This window comes from Brevundimonas vesicularis (genome assembly GCF_044807075.1).
Taxonomy (GTDB): domain Bacteria; phylum Pseudomonadota; class Alphaproteobacteria; order Caulobacterales; family Caulobacteraceae; genus Brevundimonas; species Brevundimonas vesicularis_G.
Genome location: NZ_CP085234.1, coordinates 3181521 through 3202780, shown reverse-complemented (window position 1 = coordinate 3202780; position 21260 = coordinate 3181521). Strand labels below are relative to the sequence as shown.

The window sequence follows — 21260 nt, the reverse complement described above, 5'->3', positions numbered from 1 at the left end:
TGCTCACGAGCACTTCTCACTTCTCGCCACTCGCCACCCGCCACTCGTCACTCGGGTCAGTCATGACCCGCGTCATCTCCCCCGAGGCCGAGACCGGCGAATCCTTCGATCGCGCGCTGCGGCCGCAGACGTTGTCGGAGTTCGTCGGCCAGTCGCAGGCCAAGGGTAATCTGAAGGTCTTCATCGATGCGGCGCGCGGGCGGGCCGAGGCGCTGGACCATGTGCTGCTGTTCGGACCGCCGGGACTGGGGAAGACGACGCTGGCGCAGATCGTGTCGCGCGAACTGGGCGTGGGGTTCCGGGCGACCTCCGGGCCGATCCTGGCCAAGGCGGGCGATCTGGCGGCGATCCTGACCAACCTTGAGCCGCGCGACGTCCTGTTCATCGACGAGATCCATCGCTTAAGCCCCCAGGTCGAGGAGATCCTGTATCCGGCCATGGAGGATCATGTGCTGGACCTGATCATCGGCGAGGGGCCGTCGGCGCGTTCGGTGCGGATCGACCTGGCGCCGTTCACGCTGGTGGGGGCGACGACGCGGGCGGGCCTGTTGGCTACGCCGCTGAGGGACCGGTTCGGCATTCCGCTGCGACTGGAGTTCTACACCCCCGACGAACTGACGGCGGTGGTGCGCGGCACGGCGCGCAAAATGGGCGCAGCCATCGACGAGGCCGGCGCGCGCGAGATCGCGTCGCGGGCGCGCGGCACGCCGCGCATCGCCGGGCGCCTGCTGCGTCGGGTGCGGGATTTCGCCTCGGCGGAAGGGGCCGAGACGATCTCGAAACTGGTGGCGGCACGGGCGTTGGCGCGGCTGGAGGTGGACGAGGCCGGGCTGGACAGCTTGGACCGGCGGTTCCTGAAGGCGTTGATCGAGAACTATGGCGGCGGGCCGGTCGGGATGGACACCTTGGCGGCCGCCATCGCCGAGGCGCGCGATGCGGTCGAGGACGTGATCGAACCCTATCTGCTGCAACAGGGCTTCATCATGCGCACCCCGCGCGGCCGCATGGCCTGCGCCAAGGCCTATGCACATCTGGGCCTCAGCGCGCCGGCGCAACCGGCCGCCGGCCCCGTGCCGGGCGACCTGTTCGAATAGGCGTTGCCAAGCGGGGCGGGCGGGGGTTTGCTGGGGGCGAACCGGAGCCGTCGTCCCATGATCCTGCGCACCCTGGCCGTGATGGCGTTTGCGGCCGGCCTGACCGGTCTGGCGCCGCCTGCGCGAGCAGAGGCCCCCGTCTTCACCGACAAGGCCTGTCCCAGTGATTGGCCGACGGGCTTGCGCGAGGTGCGGTGCGGGACCCTGACGGTGGACGAGGCGCGCGACGGCTCGGTCAGCGATCGACGCATCGACATCGCCGTCGTCATCTTCAAGGCCAGCGCGCCCTATAAGGACGCCGCGGGCCAAGCGCTGCCGCCGGTGGTGATGTTCCACGGCGGACCGGGCGGGGCCCTGACGCCGGGGGCGGGGCGGATGCTGGCGGCGCTTCGTCGCAATCCGGAGGCCTTTGCGGTGGATCAGGACGTGATCCTGTTCGACCAGCGGGGCGGCGGGGCGAGCAACCCGTCGATGGACTGTCCGGGCGTCGAACTGACTGATGCGGGGCCGCCGTCCGACAAGGACCGCGACGGGCTGATCGCCTGTCTGAAGGGGTATCAGGCGCAAGGCGTTGATCTGAACCAGTACAACGCCGCCGCCATCGCCGACGATGTGAAGGACATGGCCCAGGCCCTGGGTCTGGCCAAGATCGACCTGTGGGGCGGATCGTACGGGCCGCGCATCGAGGCGGCAGTCATCACCCAACAGCCCCAGATCGTGCGCGCCGCCGTGATGGACAGCCCCTGGCCGCCCGAGGGCAACTGGGCCGTCGGCACGCCCGAACAGGTCTCGGCGGCGGTGAAAATCATCCTGGCCAAATGCGCGGCCCAGGCGGCCTGCGCGGCGCAGCATCCGGACCTTCAGGCGCGGTTCGAGGCCGAGGCGCGCAAATGGCTGGTCGGTCCGGTGACGGGCAAGGACGGGCGCACCTTCACCGTCGACGACCTGTCGGCCTTTCTGATGGACACGACCTATAGCGCGGCGGGCGTGCGCAGCCTGCCGGTCGATCTGGACAAGATCATCGCCGGCGACCTGACGCCGGTCGCGGAGATCGCCGAAGACCGCACCTATTATTTCGAGGGTCAGCACATGGCCCATCTGTGCAAGGAGGAGCTGCCGTTCGAATCCAAGGCGCGGCTGGCGGCCGGGGCGGCGGGCGATCCGGTCGCCAAGGTGCTGGTCCCTTCGCTGTCGCGGCTGTTCGACGTCTGCGCGGCGGTGGGCGAACGGCCGGCGCTGCCGATCGAGAATCTGCCCGTCCAGACCGACATCCCGACCCTGTTCGTCGCCGCCGAGATCGATCCGGGCTGTCCGCCGCCGCTGACCGAGGCCGCCGCCAAGGGCTATTCGAACAGCCAGGTGGTGATTGTCACCAATGCGACCCACGGCGTCATCAACGCCAGCCCCTGCACGCGCAAGATGGCGCGCGACTTCCTGCGTGATCCATCCAAGCCGGTGGATCGGACCTGCCTGCCCGCCGCCGACACGCCGCTGGACTTCACCCTGGAAGCGCCCGCCGCATGAGGGTGATGCGCCATCGCAGCCCGCTTCAGCAGCGTCTGATGATCGCGGCGGCGCTGGTTCTGGTCCTGTGCGCGGTCGGCGTCTGGGTGCTGATGCAGCCGGCGAACACCCCGTCGCCCGAGCCGGCCGATGCGCGGGTGATGCGCCAGATCCGCACCCAGGCGGGGCGCGGCGCCGAGCTGCGCTACGCCGAGAACGGGCAAAGGCGATCGGTGTGCGGCTATGTCGGACGCGTCGCCGGCGGGCCGGCGGTGGGCTTCGTTTCCATCCCCAACCGCATCCTGTTCAGCGACGACCCCCTGCCGACCGAGTTCCGCGAAATGCGCCAAAGCTACTGCCCCGGCTTCATGGCCGCGCCGAACCGCCGGCCGTGATCCGTCGTCGGTTGAATGGGCCAACACTCGCCCTGATCGCACAGATCACGGCGACGGCGGCGATCAGCCTGCTGGCGATCCGGGCGGCCGGGACGGGGACGGCGTCGGTCGTGGTCCAGGGCGCGGCGTTTCTGATCGGGGCCGTTGCGCTATGGGCGGCGTCGTGGATGGCGCGGCCGGGCCGGGGTCCGGTGCTGATCTCGGCGGCGGCGATCCTGGTCGTCGCCGTCCTGATACTGGCGACGGGCGTGGAGATGCAGGGCGCGCATCGCTGGCTGGCGCTGGGGCCGGTTCTGATCCATCCCGCTTCGCTGCTGGGCGCCCCGCTGCTCTGGCTCGTGGCGCAGGATGCAGACGATATGTGGACGGCAGGCGTCGCCGCCCTGACGATCCTGACGTTCGGCCTCGGCTTCGACGGGGCCGCCAGCCTGGCCTTCGCGTTGGGGACGATCGGGCTGCTGGCGGCGGCGAGAGGGTCGTGGAAGACGCTGGCGCCGCTGGCGGCCCTGTCCTGGATTTTGGCGCTCTGGAGCCTGACGCGTTCGGAGGCGCTGCCGCGCGTTCCCTATGTCGAGGGTGTCGTGCCGACGGTTTGGGCCATGTCGCCGATCCTCGGCGTGGCGGCGGGCTTGGCGTTGGTCGTGCTGTCGGCCCCGTTGCTGTGGATGGGCTGGCGGGCGCGCGGCGTTGGAGCCGCCGTCGGTCTGGCCATGGCCGGATTCTGGATCGGTCTGTCGGCGGCCAATCTGCTGGGCGCCTATCCGGCGCCGGTGGTGGGATATGGCGCTTCGCCCGTGATCGGATGGCTTGTCGCGATCGGACTGGCTATGGCGTCTGCACGACGCACGAGGTTTCAGTGACCGCAATCTCCGACCAACCCACCGCCGGCCGTTTCGAGGGGCGCGATCACCTGTTGCCGGTGCGCGTCTATTACGAGGACACCGATTTCACCGGCCTGGTCTATCACGCCAACTATGTGCGCTATTTCGAGCGGGGGCGGTCCGATTTCCTGCGCGCCATCGGGGTGGGGCACGCCGATCTGCTGGAAGAGGCCGAGCCGCTGGCCTTCGTGGTGTCGGAGCTGAACATCAAATATCTGAAGCCCGCGCGGATCGATGACGCCCTGGTGGTGCGCACAGTCTACGAGCAGGTGAAGGGCGTGCGGCTGATCATCCGCCAGAGCGTGGAGCGGGCCGGCGAGGTGCTGTGCCGGGCGGAGGTGACGGCGGTGTGCATCCATCTGGACGGGCGGCCGCGACGGCCGTCGAAGGGTTTGGTCGAGAAGGTCACACCATGGCTGGCGGCCGGCGGGGCCGCCGACTAGGATCGCGCCAACGAGGGGGAAAACGTCATGGCCGCAGAAACCTACAAGATGTCCGCCAGCGCGGTGATCGTCACGATCCTGCTGTTCGTGCTGCTGATCGGCGGCGGGCTGGTGGGCTGTCCGTACTACAAGGTCTGGGAGCGCAAGATGGCGGGCCAGGCCGAGCTGCAATACCAGCAGGGCGCGCGCCAGGCCCTGATCGCGCAAGCCGCCGCAGAGGACGAGGCGGCGATCAAGCGGGCCGAGGCGGCGACGCGCCGGGTTCTGGGCTGGACCGATGCGGCCAAGCGCGGCTGCGCCGAACTGGGCCGGGCGGGCGATCGCCAGTGCGAGGAGCAACTGCTGAAGGACGCCGCCACCTATTCCATCGCCAAGGAAGGCCACGAGGGCGTCATCATCAGCGTCGGCGCCCCGGTCTCTGTCGCGGTCGATCCGAACGCGCGGCGGACGGCGTCCGAGTAACCCGCTGTTAACCCTTATGACGCGCCTGTCAGATGACGGGCGGACGGGTCGGGGCTAAACGGGCCGGACGCCACACAATGGTCACGTCCGCTCGGTCGAAGAGGGGACGTGACGATCCCGATTCCGCCCGGAGCGCCTGAATGACCACGCCTGTCGACGCCGCGATGATGAACCCGGTCGAGCTGTTCATGACCGCCGACTGGGTGGTCAAGAGCGTGATGATCGGGCTGGCCGCGGCCTCGATCTGGTCGTGGACGATCATCATCGACAAGGCGGTGAGGTTCACGGCGCTGAACAAGCGCGCCGACGACTTCGAAAAGTCGGTTCAGTCGGGCCGATCGCTGGAAGAGGTGGCGTCCCAGGCCGGACCCGAGCCGGACCACGCCCTGCCGCGCATGCTGGTGATCGCCCTGTCGGACTGGCGCGAGGCGCGTCAACGCGGGGCGTTGAACGAGCACCAGGGCGAGCTGCTGCTGGTGCGGATCGACAAGGCGATGAACAGCCTGATCTCGCGCGAGGGCCAGCGCATCGAGAACGGCCTGGGCGTGCTGTCGGTCGTGGCCACGGCCTCGCCCTTCATCGGCCTGTTCGGCACGGTGTGGGGTATCATGAATGCGTTCGGGCGGATCGCGGCGGCGGGCAACACCAATCTGACGACGGTGGCGCCGGCCATCGCGGAGGCCCTGTTCGCCACGGCTATTGGCTTGGCGGCGGCCATCCCGGCCTATATCGCCTACAACAAGTTCTCGATCGACGCGGGCAAGTTCACGGGGCGTCTGGAGGCCTTCGCCGACGACCTGCAGGCCGCCGTGGCGCGCCGACTGGGCAGCCCGTCGGCTCCGCCGCCTCCGCCCCCGCCGTCCAGCGACCTCAGCCTGAAGCGGGGCGTCTGAGCCATGGCCCTGGGCGGTGGTGGTGCGAGCGGCGGCGGGCGTCGGGGACGCAGGGGGCGTAAAGGGCCCCTGACCGAGATCAACGTCACGCCCTTGGTCGACGTGATGCTGGTGCTGCTGATCATCTTCATGATCTCGGCGCCCCTGCTGACGGTGGGCGTGCCGGTCGAACTGCCCAAGACCGAGGCCAGCGCGGTCGAGATCAAGTCCGAACCTCTGTCGGTCAGCATCGACCAGCAGGGTGCGATCTTCGTCGGCGACAGCGAGACGGCGTTCGACGCCCTGTCCACGCGCCTGTTGACCGAGGCCGGCGGCGCCGACAAGGCGGCGGAGCGGCCGGTGTTCGTGCGGGCCGACGGGCGCGCGCCCTATCAGGCCGTGGCGCGGGTGATGGCGCGGTTGAGCGCCTCGGGCTTCACCAAGCTGAACCTGATCACCGACACGGCGCCGGAGGCCTGAATCCTTTGCGTCGGCCGAGCCCCGCCATCCTCGGATCGCTCGCCCTGCACGCCGGGGTGGTCGCGCTCGCCTTCGTGATGGTGTCGCACAAGACGGACGAGGACGAGACGCCGCTGGTCGCCTCGGTGCCGGTGACCATTGTGTCGGAAGAGGTGATCCAGGCGGCGCCGGCGGACAATCCGCAGCCCGAACCCTCACCCGACGACGCCGCGACCGCCCCGGTGCAGCAGCCCGATCCGGTGCCGCCGACGCCCGAGCCGACGCCGCCGCAACCCCAGCCGCGCCCGACCCCGACGCCGCCGCGGCCCACGCCCCCGCGCCCGGCCCCGACGCCCACGCCGACGCCGAGACCCACGCCGACCCCGACGCCGCCGCGTCCGACGCCTCGACCCCAGCCGCCGACGCCTGCGCCGCCGACCAAGGCCCAGCCGACCCCGCGCCCGGCGACGCCCGCGCCCCCCCGCCCGGCGCCCCAGCGCACCGAGCCGAGCCTGGATCTGGACGCCCTGGCCGGACCGACGCGCCCGACCAACAATCGCGGCCGACCGGCGACGGGGCAGCAGGGGGCGGGCGCGGCGTCCCAGGCCACGGGCCCGCAGATCACGGCCATCTTCAATCAGGTCTATCCGAACTGGATCCTGCCCTGCGACATCCCCGGCGCGGACCAACTGCGCATCCAGGTCGAGCTGACCCTGTCGGCCGATGGGCGGATCACACGCGGGCCCAGCCTGATCAACGCCCAATCATCGAACGTCTATCGCGCCGCCGCCGACGGCGCCCTGCGCGCCCTGCGCCAGACCGCGCCCTTCGACGTGCCGCAGGGCTTCCCCGGCGGGGTCTATCGCCCGACTTTCAACACCGAACGGGCGTGCCGTAATCGCTAGGCGTGAGGCGGGGCTATAAGGTGAAGCGCATCGCGCCCGCCGATGACCGCCTGAGGCGTGAGGCGGCGGTCGAAAGTCGCTAAACGCCCACCGTTCGAAACCGCCAACCCCAACAGATAGGCATCTGTAACCTGCTCAGGCGTCGTGATCGCCGAACCATCGAAAACACTGGCGTCCGCCAGGCTGAGGGTATCCGGCCAGAACACATGTCCCGGCATGTCACGCAGAAGGTTTAGGGTGCCAATGACTTCGAAAGGGGTTCCGACCGGGTTGCGATAACGGCTGTTGCCGACGATGCGGACCAAGCCATTTTCAGTTATCGGACACGTCGCCCATGACGAGACGGCCTCACGCTGGAACCAGATATTGGCCGTGTCATGAAAGACGTGACGCGGATCGACAAGGGCGATCAGCACGTTCACGTCCAGCAGATAGGTCAAGGCAGCTCGTCGCGCAGCGCATTGACGTCTTCCAATGTAACCATTGGTCCTGGCCGATCAGGCAGGAGCGGGACACCGTCGCGAAACCGGACGGTCGTCGGCCGTTTTTGCAGCGCTTGTCGCGCCAGTTCGGACACGACTTCGCCGATTGTGCGATCCTGATGGACCGCGATGGCGCGTGCGGCGTTCAGCACGTCGTCGTCGATAGCGAGGGTGGTGCGCATGGTCGTAAGATACTGCATCACGCATCACGCATCAATGATTGCGCGCGACCCGAATGTCGCCCCATTCCCCGTGAAGCTGGCGAAAGTCGAACGGCCCGGCGATAAGGGGCGGCGATCCTTCGAGACTTATGGGAGCATCTGATGCGTCTGAACCTTCTTCTGGCCTCCGTGGCGGCTGTCGCGATGGCGGCGCCCCTGACGACGGCGGCGCAGACGCCTCAGCAGAACCAGCCGGTCGAGGTCGAGATCGATCAAGGCGTGCTGCGCCCGCTTCAGATCGCGGTCGTGCCGTTCGCCGGGACGCACGGGTCGGACATCTCCAATGTCGTCAGCGCCAATCTGAAGCGATCGGGCTTCTTCGAGCCGCTGAACCCGTCCAGCTTCATCGAGACCGGCCTGACCCTGGCCAATGCGCCGAACTTTCCGCAGTGGACCCAGATCGGCGCGCAGGCGGTGCTGTACGGCGGGGTGACGACGCGCGGCGACGGGCGGCTGGACGTCGGCTTCCGCCTGTATGATCCCTACCGCCAGTGCCAGCTGGTCAGCTATCAGTTCACCGCGACCCAGGAGCAGTGGCGCCGGATCGCGCACAAGATTTCCGACGTCATCTATCAGCGCATGACCGGCGAGGCCGGCTTCTTCGATTCCCGCGTGATCTTCGTGTCCGAGGAGGGCACGCAGCTGAACCGGATCAACCGCCTGACCATCGCCGACCAGGACGGATTCAATCCGACCTATCTGACGCAGGGCGACGAGGTGATCATGTCGCCGCGCTTCTCGCTGTCGCAGCCGGACGAGATCACCTATGTGGCGCTGGGCAAGGATTACAGCCGCATCTACCTGTACAATCTGACGACCGGCCGGCGCGAGAGCCTGGGCGAGTTCGACGGTCAGGTGCTGGCGCCGCGTTTCTCCAACGACGGCAACAAGATTGCGTTTTCGATCATCCGGGGTGGCAACACCGACGTGTATGTGATGGATCTGCGCAGCCGCCAGATCACGCGCCTGACCAGTGACCCGGGCATCGACACCTCGCCGTCGTTCAGCCCGGACGGCAGCCAGATCGTCTTCACCTCGGACCGTTCGGGGTCGGCGCGCCTGTATGTCATGCGGTCGGACGGATCGGGGCAGCGGCCGATCTCGCGCGGCGGCGGCATCTATACGGCCCCGTCTTGGAGCCCGACCGGCAATCTGATCGCCTTCACCAAACAGGGCGGCGGCCGGTTCTCGACCGGGGTGATGAACGCCGACGGCTCCGGCGAGCGCATCCTGTCCTCCAGCTATTTCGAGGAGGGCCCGAACTGGGCGCCGAACGGCCGATACGTGATGTTCGCGCGCCAGACGCCGGGCGGCGACACGCGTCTGTGGACCGTGGACCTGTCGGGGCGCGTGGTGTCGCAGGCGGGCTACAACGGACGCGGGACCGACCCGGCCTGGTCGCCGCTGCTAGACCGTGGCCCGAGCAATCTGGGCGTAAACCAGGGCGCCGACAGCTGCCCCGCCTAAACGCCGCACCGACACCGTCGGAGCCTTAAAGCTCAACTGTGCGTTATCGCCTCTGGCGTCGAAAAATCGGCCGAGGCAGACAGTAAAGCCAAGCTTGAGGCCCGACCCTTGCCAGAAACGACACGTCAGGAGACGACCCCATGAAGACTTCCCGCATTCTCAAACTGGCGATGGTCGGCTGCGCCGTCGCCGCCATGGCGGCCTGCACCCGAAAACCTCCGGTCGAGACCGGCGTGCCCGGTCCAAACGACGGCACGACGCAACCGACGGGGCCGGCCTATCCGACCGCGCCCACCGGCCCGGTGACCGGCGGAAACATGGGTTCGGCCGCTCCGGGCACCGAACAGGACTTCGTCGTCAACGTCGGCGACCGCATCTATTTCGACCTGGATTCCTATGAGGTTCGTCCCGAGGCCATGCCGCGCCTGGACGCCCAGGCTCAGTGGCTGCAGCGCTATCCGTCCGTGACGGTCCGCATCGAAGGCAACGCCGACGAACGCGGTACGCGCGAATACAATCTGGCGCTGGGCGCCCGCCGTGCGGAATCGGTGCGCACCTATCTGATCAACCGGGGCATCCCGGCCGGCCGGATCGACACCATCAGCTTCGGCAAGGAGCGGCCGATCGCGGAAGGTTCGAACGAGGACGCCTTCGCCCGCAACCGCAACGCCCACACCGCCATCGTCTCGGGCGCGCCGCGCTGACGACCGGCTGATCGGTTGATTTGAAGGAGGCGCCGGCCGCAGGGTGGGCGCCTCTTTTCGTTTCGGCGCTTGTCCTGACGCCGGGCGGACGGCAGATACGTCGCCACAGGGATCGGGGGATCAGCGAATGGACATCGAAGGGGCGGGCGCCGTCGTCACGAGCGGACTGGTCGCAGGCGCGATCGAAAAGCCGACGGGCAAGGCGGGCGAGGATCATGCCCACGGCGTCTGTTCCGACTGCGGGGCCGAAACGAGCGGCAACTTCTGCGCAAACTGCGGCCAGCCGACCCATGTCCATCGCAGCCTTCTGCACCTGGGCGAAGAGCTGCTGCACGGCGTCATGCATTTCGACGCCCGTATCTGGCGCACCCTGCCGCTGCTGTGGCTGAACCCCGGCCGACTGACGCGCGAATGGGTCGAGGGCAAACGCACGCGGTACGTCTCGCCGCTGGCGATCTTCCTGTTCACCCTGTTCGTGATGTTTTTCGCGCTCAGCTTCATGCCGCATCCGGAATCCAACACCGAGAGCGCAGATATGGCCGAACGGATCGCGTCTCAGCGCGTCGGTCTGGCCGAGGCCGAAAAGGCCTTAATCCAGATGCGGGCGGAAAGCGGCGCCCAGCCGGACCCGACGATGCAGATGGCGATCAACGCCGGACAGAAGCTGGTCGACGATCGCCGCACCGCCCTGGCCCGGCTGGAGGTTGAGCAGCGCGACGGCCGCGCCGACGGGTTGAAGCCCGGCAGCTGGCAGGCCAGCATCAAAGACATGGCGACCGGCGAAAGCGGCGAGACCAAGCTGAAGGTCGCGGGCAAGGACGCCGAGAAGGAAGGCCACGGGATCGGCGCCACGGTGCTGAAGAAGCTGCAGAACCCGGACCTGGCGCTCTATAAGTTGCAGCAGACGATGTACAAGTTCGCCTTCCTGCTGGTGCCCTTGTCCATCCCGTTCGTGGCCCTGCTGTTCCTGTGGAAGCGCGGCTTCACCCTGTACGACCACGGGGTGTTCGTTCTGTATTCGCTGACTTTCATGGCCATGCTGCTGATGCTGATGGTGGTGTCGGCGACGATCGCCGGGTGGCTGGGCGGCATCGTCATTCCGCTGGGTCTGCTGGCCGTACCCGTTCATGTGTTCGCCCAGATGAAGGGCGCCTATTCGCTATCGTGGTTCTCGGCCCTGTGGCGGACCATGGCCTTGTTGGTGTTCTGCAACATCGTGGTCGGCCTGTTCGTCACGGCCATCGTCTATCTGGGTCTCGGCCACTAGCTCGGCCTTGCGGCGGCCCCAAATCGGTGAAAGCTAGACGCATGACCAAGCTCTCGATCTCTCGCGTTCATCTGCTCGCCGCCGCCGCCCTCGGGGTTGTCCTGATCGGGGGCGGCGCGGTCGCCCAGCAGGCCCAGCCCAACATCATGGAGCGGACACAGTGGGACAACCGCCGCCTGGACCAGTTGGACCGCAATGTGCGGCGGCTTGAGCGCGCCCTGACCCAGAGAAACGCCGCCGGCCAGCCCGTGCTGGTCGAGCCGGACCCCGAGGTGGTGACGCTGCAGGGGCAGTTCGCCCTGATGGACCGACGCCTCGGCGACCTGGAGGCCACGGTGCGCCGGATCAACGGCGACAACGAGCGGCTGACCTTCCAGCTGGACGAGGCCACGCGCGAGAACGAGACGCTGAAGACGCGTCTGGCGGACGCCGAGGCCCGGTTGCAGAAGCTGGAGACCCAGGCCGAACTGAATGCGCCGATCGAGGCGACCTCGCCGACCGGCGATGCGACGCGGGATCTTGCGGCGGCGGTGGCCCTGCTGACGACCGACAAGCCGCGCGGCGAGCGGGCGCTGGAAACGGTGATCGCGGCCTGGCCCGATACGCCGCAGTCGCGCGAGGCCAACTCGCGCCTGGGCGACCTGCGGGTCGCGGCGAACGACAAGGCGGGGGCGGTGCCCTATTACGCCGCCGCGCTGAAGGACTGGCCGCGCATCGGCTGGGCGGCGGATACGACGCTGAAACTGGCAGACGCCCTGTTCGCGACGCAGAGGAAGCCGCAAGGGTGCGCGGCCCTGGCGGAGTTCACGCGCCGCTATGCGCCCGCCGCCTCTGACCCGCAAAAGGCGCGGGCGGCCCAGCTGAAGACGACGGGTTCCTGCGCCTGACGCCCAGCCCAGCGATTGGGGACGATCTGACGGCGCGAGCATTCGCGCGGCTGGATGCGCGACTGACGCGGGAAACGGGCCGGCCGCTGGCGCTGGCCCTGTCGGGGGGCGGAGACTCCATCGCCCTGTTGCGGCTGACGACGGACTGGGCGCGGACGCGCGGGCGTTCGGTGCTGGCCCTGACCGTCGATCATCGGCTGAATGCGGACAGCGGCCGCTGGACCGACTTTGCGGCCGGGGCGGCGCGGGACGCCGGAGCCGACTGGCGCGGATTGGGCTGGGACGGGGACAAGCCCGCGACCGGTCTGACGGCGGCGGCGCGGGCGGCGCGCCATGGACTGATTGCGGATGCGGCGCGCGAGGCGGGGGCGTCGGTCGTCCTGTTCGCCCATACCGCCGACGACATCGCCGAGGCCGATCTGATGCGGAGCGAAGGTTCCACCCTGGGGCGGGTGCGCGAATGGTCGCCGTCGCCGGCCTGGCCCGAGGGTCGAGGCCTGATGCTGTTGCGGCCGCTGCTGGGCGAGCGGCGGGCGGGGTTGCGGGATTGGCTGCCCGGGCAGGGGGCGGACTGGATCGAGGATCCGGCCAACGCCGATCCGAGGTTCGGGCGCAGCCGGGCGCGGCAGGTACTGGCGGGCGCGGCGCCCCGGTCGATCGATCAGGCGCCGTCGAAAACCGGCGCGCGGCCAACGATGAACGGCGAGGCCATGGCTCGTGTCGACCGCGACGTGGGCGCGCGGGCGCTGGCGGCGGCCCTGGTCTGCGTCGGCGGCGGATCGACGCCGCCTCGGGGAGCGCGGCTTGAAGCCCTGATAGCGCGGCTGAAGGCGGGTGAGGATTTCGCAGCGACCCTGTGCGGGGCGCGCATTGAGGCTGTCGGCGCTACGGCGCGGTTGATGCGCGAGGCCGGCGAGCTGCGCAGACGAGACATTTCGCCGCTGGCGCTGACGCCCGGCGTCGAGGCGGTTTGGGATGGGCGGTTCGTCTTTTGCGCCCATCGTGCCGGCTGGTCCGTCGTTCCGGCGCGGGGGCGGTTGGCCAGCCTGTCGGACGCCGACAGGGCCGAGATCAATCGGCTGCCGGCGGCGACGCGCGGGGCCTGGCCTGTGTTGATCAGGGACGACGCGATGGCCCCGGTTCTTGCAGGCGAAGGGGTCGAACGGCGCGGCCTTGTCGCGGAACGGCTCAGGCTGGCGCTGGACGAAACGACGCACGAAGACGACCTGATTTCCGCCACCCGATAGCGTAACGCTGATTAAGCCCCTATTTTCCCAGACAGACACATCCAGACCGTCGATCCCACCCGGGTCGCGGACGACCGAGGACCTCAATGAACCTGCGTAATCTGGCGATCACCGGCGTGATCATTCTGGCGTTGCTGGCGGGCTATGCGGCGCTGTCGCAGGGCGGCGCCATGAACGGCGTGACGGGCCAGCCGGCCGGCAAGCCCGAGGCCATCAGCTATTCCCAGCTGGTGCAGCGCGTGAACGCGGGCGAGGTCAAACAGGTGACCATCCGCCTGGACAAGGTGAACGGCGAGCTGAAGAACGGCGAACGCTTCACCTCCACCACCGTCTATCCTAACGAACAACTGGTGGCCCAGATGCTGCAGGCGGGCGTCGAGATCGACGCCAAGTCGGGCGGCCAGTCGATCTGGATGAGCCTGCTGCTGGGCATCCTGCCGATCGCGCTGCTGATTGGGGTGTGGATCTTCTTCATGCGCCAGATGCAGGGCGGGGCGAAGGGCGCCATGGGCTTCGGCAAGTCCAAGGCCAAGCTGCTGACCGAGCACAAGGGCCGCAAGACCTTCGACGACGTCGCCGGCGTCGACGAGGCCAAGGACGAGTTGCAGGAGGTGGTCGACTTCCTGAAGGATCCGGGCAAGTTCCAGCGTCTGGGCGGCAAGATCCCCAAGGGCGCCCTGCTGGTCGGCCCTCCCGGCACCGGCAAGACGCTGCTGGCGCGCGCGGTCGCGGGCGAGGCGGGCGTGCCCTTCTTCTCGATCTCGGGTTCGGACTTCGTCGAGATGTTCGTCGGCGTCGGCGCCAGCCGCGTGCGCGACATGTTCGAACAGGCCAAGAAGAATGCGCCCTGCATCATCTTCATCGACGAGATCGACGCCGTTGGTCGTCATCGCGGCGCGGGTCTCGGCGGCGGCAATGACGAGCGCGAACAGACGCTGAACCAGCTGCTGGTCGAGATGGACGGCTTCGAGGCGTCCGAGAACATCATCCTGATCGCCGCGACCAACCGTCCCGACGTGCTGGACCCGGCCCTGCTGCGTCCCGGCCGTTTCGATCGCCAGGTGGTGGTGCCGAACCCCGACGTCTCGGGCCGCGAACGCATCCTGCGCGTCCACATGAAGGACGTGCCGCTGGCCGCCGACGTCAACGTCAAGACCATCTCGCGCGGCACGCCCGGCTTCTCGGGCGCCGATCTGGCCAATCTGGTCAACGAGGCCGCCCTGATGGCGGCGCGCAAGGACCGTCGCATGGTCACCCACCGGGACTTCGAAGACGCCAAGGACAAGGTGCTGATGGGCTCCGAACGTCGCTCCATGGCGATGAACGAGGAAGAAAAGCGCCTGACCGCCTATCACGAGGCCGGTCACGCCATCGTCGCCATGAACGTCAAGGCGGCCGACCCGGTGCACAAGGCGACCATCGTGCCCCGCGGCCGCGCTTTGGGCATGGTGATGCAGTTGCCGGAAGGCGACCGCTATTCGATGAAATACCAGCAGATGATCGACCGGATCGCCATCATGGCGGGCGGCCGCGTCGCCGAGGAGCTGATCTTCGGGCCGGAGAACATCACCTCGGGCGCCAGCTCGGACATCGAACAGGCGACCAAGCTGGCAAGGGCCATGGTCACCCGCTGGGGCTTCTCGGACAAGCTGGGCACGGTGGCTTACGGCGAGAACCAGGAAGAGGTCTTCCTGGGCCACTCGGTTGCCCGCAGCCAGAACATCTCCGAAGAGACGGCGCGCACCATCGATGAGGAAGTGCGTCGCCTGGTGACCTCGGGCTGGGACGAGGCGCGCACGATCCTGACCACCAAGGCCGAGGATCACGAAAAGCTGTCTCAGGCCCTGCTGGAATACGAGACCCTGTCGGGCGAGGAGATCAAGGATCTGCTGGAGAAGGGCGTCGCGCCGAACCGCGACGAGAACAACTTCCCCAACGCCGGGCCTTCGGTCTCGGTGCCGGTGACGCCGGTGTCGGACGGCACGGACATCGAGGTCCCGGTCGCCGCCCCGGCCGCGACCAGCGTGCCGACGGTTCACTGAACCAAGGTTGATCCGAAGATGGACCCGCCGGGAGAGCGATCTCCCGGCGGGTTTTTCTTTGGGGGTCTCGCGAGTAGGTCAATGCCAGACCTCTCGGGCCGTCATCCTCGGGCTTGACCCGAGGATCGGATGCGGATCGGGTCCTGCGCCGCCATTGATGTAGCAAGGCGGAAGGTCCGGCCCTCGGGTCAAGCCCGAGGGTGACGGCCCGTGTGTTGACGAACAAGTTTGAATATCAAACAAGTCTGTGAGATATGGCGGTCTCGATTTTGGAGAGGGACGTCATGTCGGTATCGAAGTTGGGGCAGGCCGAACGGCTGCATGGGCTGGATGCGTTGCGCGCCGGGGCGCTGCTGCTGGGGGTGGTGCTTCACGCCAGCCTGTCCTTCGTCCCGCAGCAGATCTGGATTGTGGCGGACGACAGCCGGTCGATCGGCGCGGCCTGGCTGTTCTTCGCCATCCATCTGTTTCGCATGACGGCCTTCTTCCTGATCGCCGGCCTGTTCGCGCGCAGGATGCTGGCGCGGCGAGGCTGGGTCGCCTTCGCCAAGGATCGGGTGGTGCGGATCGCCGGGCCGCTGGCGGCCTTCTGGCTTCCCGTGATGGCAGGGATCGTCACGGCCCTGGTCTGGACCGCTCATGCCAATGTTCTGGTGACGCCCGGCGCGCCGCCGCCTCCGCCGCCGACCTATGACTGGACCAACTTTCCGCTGACCCACCTGTGGTTCTTGTGGGTGCTGACCCTGTTCTACGTCGTCGTCCTGATCGTGCGGGCCGTGCTCGGCGTTTTGGATCGCGCGGGTCGAGCGGGTCCGGTCGTGGACAGGATCACCGGCGCGCTGATCGGCCCCTGGACGCCCGCCGCGCTGGCCGCTCCGCTCGCCCTGACGCTGTGGCTGGATCCGAAGTGGATCGCTTTCTTCGCCGTGCCGACGCCGGACGCGGGCGTGATCCCGAACACCTCCGCCCTGGTCGGATTCGGCCTCGCCTTCGGCCTGGGCTTCGTGCTGGATCGGCGGAGAGATCTGTTGGGCCGTATCGCCAAGGCGTCGCCGCTGTTCCTGAGCGTGGCGTTGGTTTCGGGCGTCGCGGCCTATGTGCTGGCGGGCGGACCGAGCATCGCGCCGATGGGCGAACCGACGGCGAGCAAGGCCCTGGCCGCCGCCGTCACAGCCATTGCAGTCTATGCCTCGGCTCTGTCGGCCATGGGGCTGTGCCTGCGGTTCGCCTCGGGTCACAGTCCGGTTCGGCGCTACCTCTCCGACGCCTCCTACTGGATCTATATCGTGCACCTGCCGCTGGTCATGCTGGCCCAGGTCTGGGTGCAGGACTGGGCCGGGCCGTGGTGGGTGAAGCTGATCGGCGTGTCGGCGGGCGTCTTCGCCGTGTGCCTGGCGTCCTACGAACTGCTGATCCGCCACAGCTTTATGGGGCGGTGGCTGAATGGCCGGCGCGTGCCGTGGCGTCGCGTCCAGACACCGGCGCAGCCTGTTACCGTCCCTGCCGAATAGCTTGCGAACACACGCTGACTGGTCCACCCCGGACCGGTCGGCAGTCCTGAGAGAATCGTCATGCCCGCCAAACCCCGTTTGCATTCGCCCGAGGACGACCTCGCCTTCATGCGCTCGATCGTCGAGAGCGGCGGCGGGCGTGTCCCGATGACGCTGGCGGCCTGCTACCTCGCCGGCGGCCTGCTCTACGGTTTCCAGTGCCTGTTCCATCTTGGACAGGCCTTTGGGGTGATCCGGTGGCCCGACCTGGCCAGCCTGGCCTTTGTGGTCGCCATCACTGGGACCTTCCTGTCGATCCTGACCTGGGCGATCCTTCGTGATCGCAAGGCCGGGGCGGGCGCCAGGGGGCCGCTGGCCTCGCGCGTCACCACCGCCCCCTTCAACGCGACCGGGATGGCCAACACTGCGGTGATCATCGTCTTCGCCGTCGGATCTTGGCGTGATCATGACTTCGGCGTGTGGCTCTACTATTCCGCCATCGTTTTCGCCCTTCAGGCTGCCGCCTGGTACGTCGCCTGGATGCTCAAGAAGACGGGCTGGATGCTGGCCGTCGCCGTCGGCGGGTGGGTGACGGCCGTAGCGCTGGGTTTGTTGGTGCGCCAACCGCTGTTCTATCTCGGCGTCTGCACCGTCGCGCTGTTTCTGTTGTTCGCCCTGCCGGGCTGGGTCTTGTACCGCGACGCCGCCGGATCGAGGGCCGACTGAGCATGGGACTGGCCGATCTCGGACGGATCGACGACGTGATTCACGGCCGGATGCGGCTGGGGATCATGGTCTATCTTGCCGACGTCGAGGCCGCCGACTTCACCGAACTGAAGACCGTGCTCGAGGCGACGCAGGGCAATCTGTCGGTCCACATCAAGAAGCTGGAGGAGGCGGGCTATGTCGCCGTGGCAAAGAGCTTCGTGAACAACAAGCCCCTGACCCGCGTGTCCATCACCCCCGCCGGCCGCAAGGCCTTCGCCGCCTATCTGGAGGCGCTGGGCGGCCTGATCGGGCGGTCGGCGTGACTGTGCGGGTGATGGGCATCGTCAATGTGACGCCCGACAGCTTCTCGGACGGGGGGCGGTGGGCGTCGACGCAGGCGGCGATCGATCAGGCCATGCGGCTGGTCGCGGACGGGGCCGATGTGCTCGATATCGGCGGGGAGAGCACCCGGCCGGGGGCCGAGCCGGTGGGCGAGGCGGAAGAGATCGCGCGGGTCGCGCCGGTCATCGCCGGCGTCCGCGCGCGCTGGGGCGGGGCGATCAGCATCGACACGATGAAGCCCGGCGTCGCGCGCGCCGCCGTCGCGGCCGGGGCGACGATGTGGAACGACGTGACGGCGCTGAGCCATGCGCCCGACAGTGCGGCGGTCGCGGCCGAGCTGGGGTGCGACGTGGTGCTGATGCACATGAAGGGCGAACCCCGCACGATGCAGGCGGACCCGCGCTATGACGACGTGGTGGGCGAAGTGCGGGATTATCTGCGCGGCCGGGCCGAGGCGGCGATGGCGGCGGGCGTGGCGCGCGAGCGGATTTGGCTGGATCCCGGCATCGGCTTCGGCAAGACCTTGGCGCACAATCTGGCGCTGACGGCGCGGTTGGGCGCGCTGGTCGATCTGGGCTTTCCGGTGCTGTACGCCGCCAGCCGCAAGCGCACGATCCAGGCCATCGATGCGACGGCGGTCGCGGCAACCGACCGGCTGGGCGGGTCGCTGGCCTTGGCGCTGGAAGGCGCGCGGCGCGGGGCGCGGATGGTGCGGGTCCACGACGTGCGCGAGACGGTGCAGGCGCTGAAGGTTCAGGCGGCGGTGAAGGCGGCGGATTGAAGGCCCGCGACGGACGGTCGCAGCCAGTGTAGAGGGCAGATCTGCAACAGCCCAGGTCCGCCCCATGCCCCTGACCGCCTATATCGCCCCCATCGTCATGCTGTGCCTGTCGAACGTCTTCATGACCTTCGCCTGGTACGGCCATCTGAAGTTCGATCACAAGCCGCTGTGGATCCTGGTGATCGCCAGCTGGGGCATCGCCTTCTTCGAATACTGGCTGGCGGTGCCAGCCAACAGGATCGGCATCCAGGTCTATTCTCCGGCCGAGCTGAAGACGATGCAGGAGGTGATCACCCTGTTGGTCTTCGCCGGCTTTTCGGTCCTGTATCTGGGCGAGAAGCTGACGGTGAACCATCTGGTCGGCTTCGCCTTCATCGCGTTGGGGGCCTTCTTCATCTTCAAGGGGCCTTTGGGGGGCTGATCGCGGCTTGCTCCGGACCGCGGCCTGTTCCATCTGGTCGCCATGTCCTGGGTGATGTCGATCAATCCGTGGGCGACGCTGGTCGTCGCCGGTCTGCTGGAGGTCCTGTGGGCCTCGGGCCTCAAGAATGTGGGCGTCAGCCGGCCGTGGACCTCGCTGGGGGTTCTGATAGCGCTGGCGGGCAGCATGATCCTGTTGTGGGTCGCCACGCAGAAGCTGCCGATCGGCACGGCCTATGCGGTGTGGACCGGCATCGGGGCGGTGGGCGCGGCGGTGGTCGGCATCCTGGTCTACGGCGAGCCGGCGACGGCGGTCAGGGCCGTGTGCATCCTGCTGATCGTGGCGGGCATCGTCGGACTGAAACTGTTTTCGGGAGCGGCGGCATGAGCGTGCTTTATCAAGGACGCGTCCTGATCCTGGCCGGGTCGGACAGCGGCGGCGGCGCGGGCGTCCAGGCCGACATCAAGGCCGTGACCATGATGGGCGGGTTCGCGGCGACCGCCATCACGGCCATCACGGTGCAGAACACCCTGGGGGTCCACGGGGTCCATCCGCTGCCGTTCGATTTGATCGCGGCCCAGGCGCGGGCGGTGCTGGAGGACATCGGGACCGACGCGGTCAAGACCGGCATGCTGGGTTCGGTCGAGGTGGTCGAGACGGTCGCGGCCCTGCTGGACGAGGCGGACGCCCCAGCGGTGGTCGATCCGGTCATGGTAGCCAAGGGCGGCCATTCCCTGTTGCCCGATGCGGCGGTCGAGGCGGTGAAGCGGCTGATGATCCCGCGCGCGGCCCTGCTGACGCCCAATGCGTCGGAGGCCGAGGCCCTGACGGGGTTCGCGGTTCACGACCTGGACGGCCAGAGGCGGGCGGGCGAGGCGCTGCTGGCCCTGGGGGCGCGGGCGGTGCTGATGAAGGGCGGGCATGTGTCGGGGCCGACGGTGATCGACCTGCTGATGACCGCAGACGGCGAGACGGTGCTGGAGGCCGAGCGGATCGACACCCGCCACACCCACGGCACCGGCTGCACTCTCGCGAGTGCGTGTGCGGCCGGGCTGGCGATGGGGCGGCCACTGGAGGTCGCGGTGGCCGAGGCCTGGGCCTATGTCGGCGAGGCGATCCGCCGGGCGCCGGGCCTGGGCGGCGGGCATGGACCGCTGGATCACGGCTGGCCGGTGCGGGGATGAGCGATCTCCACAAGGAACTGGCCGCCCTCGTGCGCGCCGACGCCGGCCTGATGCACGTCCTGACGACCGTCAGGGCGCTGGACCTGCCCGACTGGCGGCTGGTGTCGGGGGCGGTCTATCAGGCGGCGTGGAACGCCCGGACGGGGCGGCCGGCGGGCTATGGGATCAAGGACTACGACCTGGCCTATTTCGACGCGTCGGACCTGTCCTACGAGGCCGAGGACGTCGTCATCAAACGCGTCGCCGCCGCCTTCGACGAACCGGTCCGCAGCCAAGTCGAGGTCCGCAACCAGGCGCGGGTGCACCTGTGGTTTCAGAACCGGTTCGGCGAACCCTATGAGCCGCTGGGATCGACGGACGAGGCGCTGGAGCGGTTCGTGGCGCCGACCTTTGCGGTCGGGGTGCGGCTGGAGGCGGATGACGCCATCAGCATCGCCGCGCCGTTCGGCCTGGAGGACGTGTTCGCCCTGACGGTCCGGCCCAATCCGAACCGGCCGCTGGCCAGGGGCTGGACCCGGACCATCGAGAATGCGCGCGGTCGCTGGCCCGAGCTGACGGTGATCGAACCCTAGAAGGGCCCGTGCTTGCCGTTCGAGGAGAACTCGGGCGGGGCGGCCTTGTGCACATATTGTTCGGCGACCAGCCAGGCCTTGAAGGGGCGCAGGCACCCCAGGCACAGGGCGACCAGGATCGGCAGGGTCACCACCAGATGCACCCAGATCGGCGGGTGGACGGTGAAGTCGAACACCATCAGCAGGATCATCCCCACCACCCCGACGGCCGTCATGACGAAGAAGGCCGGGCCGTCCGCCGGATCGGCGAAGGCGTAGCTGAGGCCGCATTCGGGACATTCCGTCTGCAGCGTCAGATAGCCTTTGAACAGCGGTCCCTTGCCGCAGCGGGGGCAGCGACAGGCCAGGCCGGTCTTCAGGGTGCTGAGGCGCGGATAATCGGTCATGGGACGACTATGGGCGCTTAAAACGGCGCTGTCGCGTGGACCGGT

Annotated in this window: 26 protein-coding genes; 23 read left to right on the top strand and 3 right to left on the bottom strand. The window is 68.4% G+C overall.

Features of this window, described 5'->3' with window-relative positions; genetic code table 11:
* Nucleotides 1–62 precede the first annotated feature (62 nt).
* The 9 genes from ruvB (at nucleotide 63) to LG306_RS16060 (ending at nucleotide 7033) form a co-directional block, all read left to right on the top strand.
* Entirely contained in the window at nucleotides 63–1094 is a 1032-nt protein-coding gene (ruvB, locus tag LG306_RS16100; RefSeq protein ID WP_017506438.1) for a Holliday junction branch migration DNA helicase RuvB, read from the top strand.
* Nucleotides 1095–1151: 57 nt separating this feature from the next.
* Nucleotides 1152–2618 carry an alpha/beta hydrolase gene (locus LG306_RS16095; protein ID WP_404416642.1) on the top strand — a complete coding sequence of 489 codons (1467 nt, stop codon included), beginning with the start codon at nucleotides 1152–1154 and terminating at the stop codon, nucleotides 2616–2618.
* 5 nt (nucleotides 2619–2623) lie between these two features.
* Nucleotides 2624–2992 carry a hypothetical protein gene (locus LG306_RS16090; RefSeq protein WP_404416640.1) on the top strand — a complete coding sequence of 123 codons (369 nt, stop codon included), beginning with the start codon at nucleotides 2624–2626 and terminating at the stop codon, nucleotides 2990–2992.
* Nucleotides 2989–3852 carry a hypothetical protein gene (locus LG306_RS16085; RefSeq protein ID WP_404416637.1) on the top strand — a complete coding sequence of 288 codons (864 nt, stop codon included), beginning with the start codon at nucleotides 2989–2991 and terminating at the stop codon, nucleotides 3850–3852. The genes LG306_RS16090 and LG306_RS16085 overlap by 4 nt, the downstream gene beginning before the upstream one ends.
* A 5-nt stretch (nucleotides 3853–3857) precedes the next feature.
* A complete protein-coding gene (gene ybgC, locus LG306_RS16080) occupies nucleotides 3858–4316 on the top strand; it encodes a tol-pal system-associated acyl-CoA thioesterase (protein WP_112862511.1) in 459 nt (152 codons plus the stop codon).
* Between the two features lie 27 nt (nucleotides 4317–4343).
* Nucleotides 4344–4778, top strand: a complete 435-nt coding sequence (locus LG306_RS16075; protein ID WP_045809702.1) for a hypothetical protein — start codon at nucleotides 4344–4346, stop codon at nucleotides 4776–4778.
* A 140-nt stretch (nucleotides 4779–4918) separates the two neighbouring features.
* Complete coding sequence (gene tolQ, locus LG306_RS16070) at nucleotides 4919–5671, top strand: protein TolQ (protein WP_052247725.1); 753 nt, start codon at nucleotides 4919–4921, stop codon at nucleotides 5669–5671.
* Nucleotides 5672–5674: 3 nt separating this feature from the next.
* Nucleotides 5675–6130: an ExbD/TolR family protein gene (locus LG306_RS16065; RefSeq protein ID WP_039246166.1), complete on the top strand. Its 456-nt coding sequence runs from the start codon at nucleotides 5675–5677 to the stop codon at nucleotides 6128–6130.
* Between the two features lie 756 nt (nucleotides 6131–6886).
* Nucleotides 6887–7033 (top strand): 50S ribosomal protein L34, encoded by a 147-nt coding sequence (locus LG306_RS16060; protein WP_404419762.1) that lies wholly within the window; start codon nucleotides 6887–6889, stop codon nucleotides 7031–7033.
* Here the strand turns inward: LG306_RS16060 and LG306_RS16055 are convergent.
* Both LG306_RS16055 and LG306_RS16050 read right to left on the bottom strand, forming a co-directional pair.
* The gene (locus tag LG306_RS16055) at nucleotides 7011–7454 is read right to left on the bottom strand and encodes a TA system VapC family ribonuclease toxin (protein WP_404416632.1); all 444 of its coding nucleotides are present in this window, start codon (nucleotides 7452–7454) and stop codon (nucleotides 7011–7013) included. The genes LG306_RS16060 and LG306_RS16055 overlap by 23 nt on opposite strands.
* Nucleotides 7451–7678: a CopG family transcriptional regulator gene (locus LG306_RS16050; protein WP_205681719.1), complete on the bottom strand. Its 228-nt coding sequence runs from the start codon at nucleotides 7676–7678 to the stop codon at nucleotides 7451–7453. Before LG306_RS16050 ends, LG306_RS16055 begins: the two co-directional genes overlap by 4 nt.
* Nucleotides 7679–7819: 141 nt before the next feature.
* On the opposite strand from LG306_RS16050, the gene tolB reads away from it, so the two are divergent.
* From tolB to LG306_RS15980, 14 genes are all read left to right on the top strand, one after another.
* A complete protein-coding gene (gene tolB, locus LG306_RS16045) occupies nucleotides 7820–9184 on the top strand; it encodes a Tol-Pal system beta propeller repeat protein TolB (protein ID WP_112861281.1) in 1365 nt (454 codons plus the stop codon).
* Between the two features lie 140 nt (nucleotides 9185–9324).
* The gene (gene pal / locus LG306_RS16040) at nucleotides 9325–9888 is read left to right on the top strand and encodes a peptidoglycan-associated lipoprotein Pal (RefSeq protein WP_039246161.1); all 564 of its coding nucleotides are present in this window, start codon (nucleotides 9325–9327) and stop codon (nucleotides 9886–9888) included.
* 127 nt (nucleotides 9889–10015) lie between these two features.
* On the top strand, nucleotides 10016–11155 hold the full coding sequence (locus LG306_RS16035) for a DUF3667 domain-containing protein (protein WP_404416628.1): 1140 nt from the start codon (nucleotides 10016–10018) through the stop codon (nucleotides 11153–11155).
* A gap of 41 nt (nucleotides 11156–11196) precedes the next feature.
* Nucleotides 11197–12042: a tol-pal system protein gene (locus tag LG306_RS16030; protein ID WP_404416626.1), complete on the top strand. Its 846-nt coding sequence runs from the start codon at nucleotides 11197–11199 to the stop codon at nucleotides 12040–12042.
* Between the two features lie 128 nt (nucleotides 12043–12170).
* Nucleotides 12171–13289, top strand: a complete 1119-nt coding sequence (locus LG306_RS16025) for a tRNA lysidine(34) synthetase (RefSeq protein ID WP_404416623.1) — start codon at nucleotides 12171–12173, stop codon at nucleotides 13287–13289.
* Nucleotides 13290–13375: 86 nt separating this feature from the next.
* Nucleotides 13376–15331 (top strand): ATP-dependent zinc metalloprotease FtsH, encoded by a 1956-nt coding sequence (ftsH, locus tag LG306_RS16020; RefSeq protein ID WP_404416620.1) that lies wholly within the window; start codon nucleotides 13376–13378, stop codon nucleotides 15329–15331.
* A gap of 284 nt (nucleotides 15332–15615) precedes the next feature.
* Complete coding sequence (locus tag LG306_RS16015) at nucleotides 15616–16842, top strand: acyltransferase family protein (protein WP_404416618.1); 1227 nt, start codon at nucleotides 15616–15618, stop codon at nucleotides 16840–16842.
* 60 nt (nucleotides 16843–16902) lie between these two features.
* Entirely contained in the window at nucleotides 16903–17547 is a 645-nt protein-coding gene (locus LG306_RS16010; protein WP_404416615.1) for a hypothetical protein, read from the top strand.
* 2 nt (nucleotides 17548–17549) lie between these two features.
* Nucleotides 17550–17852, top strand: coding sequence for a winged helix-turn-helix domain-containing protein (locus tag LG306_RS16005; protein WP_404416612.1), 303 nt, complete (start codon nucleotides 17550–17552; stop codon nucleotides 17850–17852).
* An 11-nt stretch (nucleotides 17853–17863) separates the two neighbouring features.
* On the top strand, nucleotides 17864–18652 hold the full coding sequence (folP, locus tag LG306_RS16000; protein WP_404419760.1) for a dihydropteroate synthase: 789 nt from the start codon (nucleotides 17864–17866) through the stop codon (nucleotides 18650–18652).
* 64 nt (nucleotides 18653–18716) lie between these two features.
* Nucleotides 18717–19073, top strand: coding sequence for a DMT family protein (locus LG306_RS15995; protein WP_017506765.1), 357 nt, complete (start codon nucleotides 18717–18719; stop codon nucleotides 19071–19073).
* Nucleotides 19074–19115: 42 nt separating this feature from the next.
* Nucleotides 19116–19460: a multidrug efflux SMR transporter gene (locus LG306_RS15990; protein ID WP_017506766.1), complete on the top strand. Its 345-nt coding sequence runs from the start codon at nucleotides 19116–19118 to the stop codon at nucleotides 19458–19460.
* The gene (gene thiD, locus LG306_RS15985) at nucleotides 19457–20257 is read left to right on the top strand and encodes a bifunctional hydroxymethylpyrimidine kinase/phosphomethylpyrimidine kinase (protein ID WP_404416609.1); all 801 of its coding nucleotides are present in this window, start codon (nucleotides 19457–19459) and stop codon (nucleotides 20255–20257) included. The genes LG306_RS15990 and thiD overlap by 4 nt, the downstream gene beginning before the upstream one ends.
* On the top strand, nucleotides 20254–20829 hold the full coding sequence (locus LG306_RS15980; RefSeq protein ID WP_404416606.1) for a nucleotidyltransferase family protein: 576 nt from the start codon (nucleotides 20254–20256) through the stop codon (nucleotides 20827–20829). Before thiD ends, LG306_RS15980 begins: the two co-directional genes overlap by 4 nt.
* Here the strand turns inward: LG306_RS15980 and LG306_RS15975 are convergent.
* Entirely contained in the window at nucleotides 20826–21215 is a 390-nt protein-coding gene (locus LG306_RS15975) for a DUF983 domain-containing protein (RefSeq protein WP_055753964.1), read from the bottom strand. The genes LG306_RS15980 and LG306_RS15975 overlap by 4 nt on opposite strands.
* Nucleotides 21216–21260: the final 45 nt, after the last annotated feature.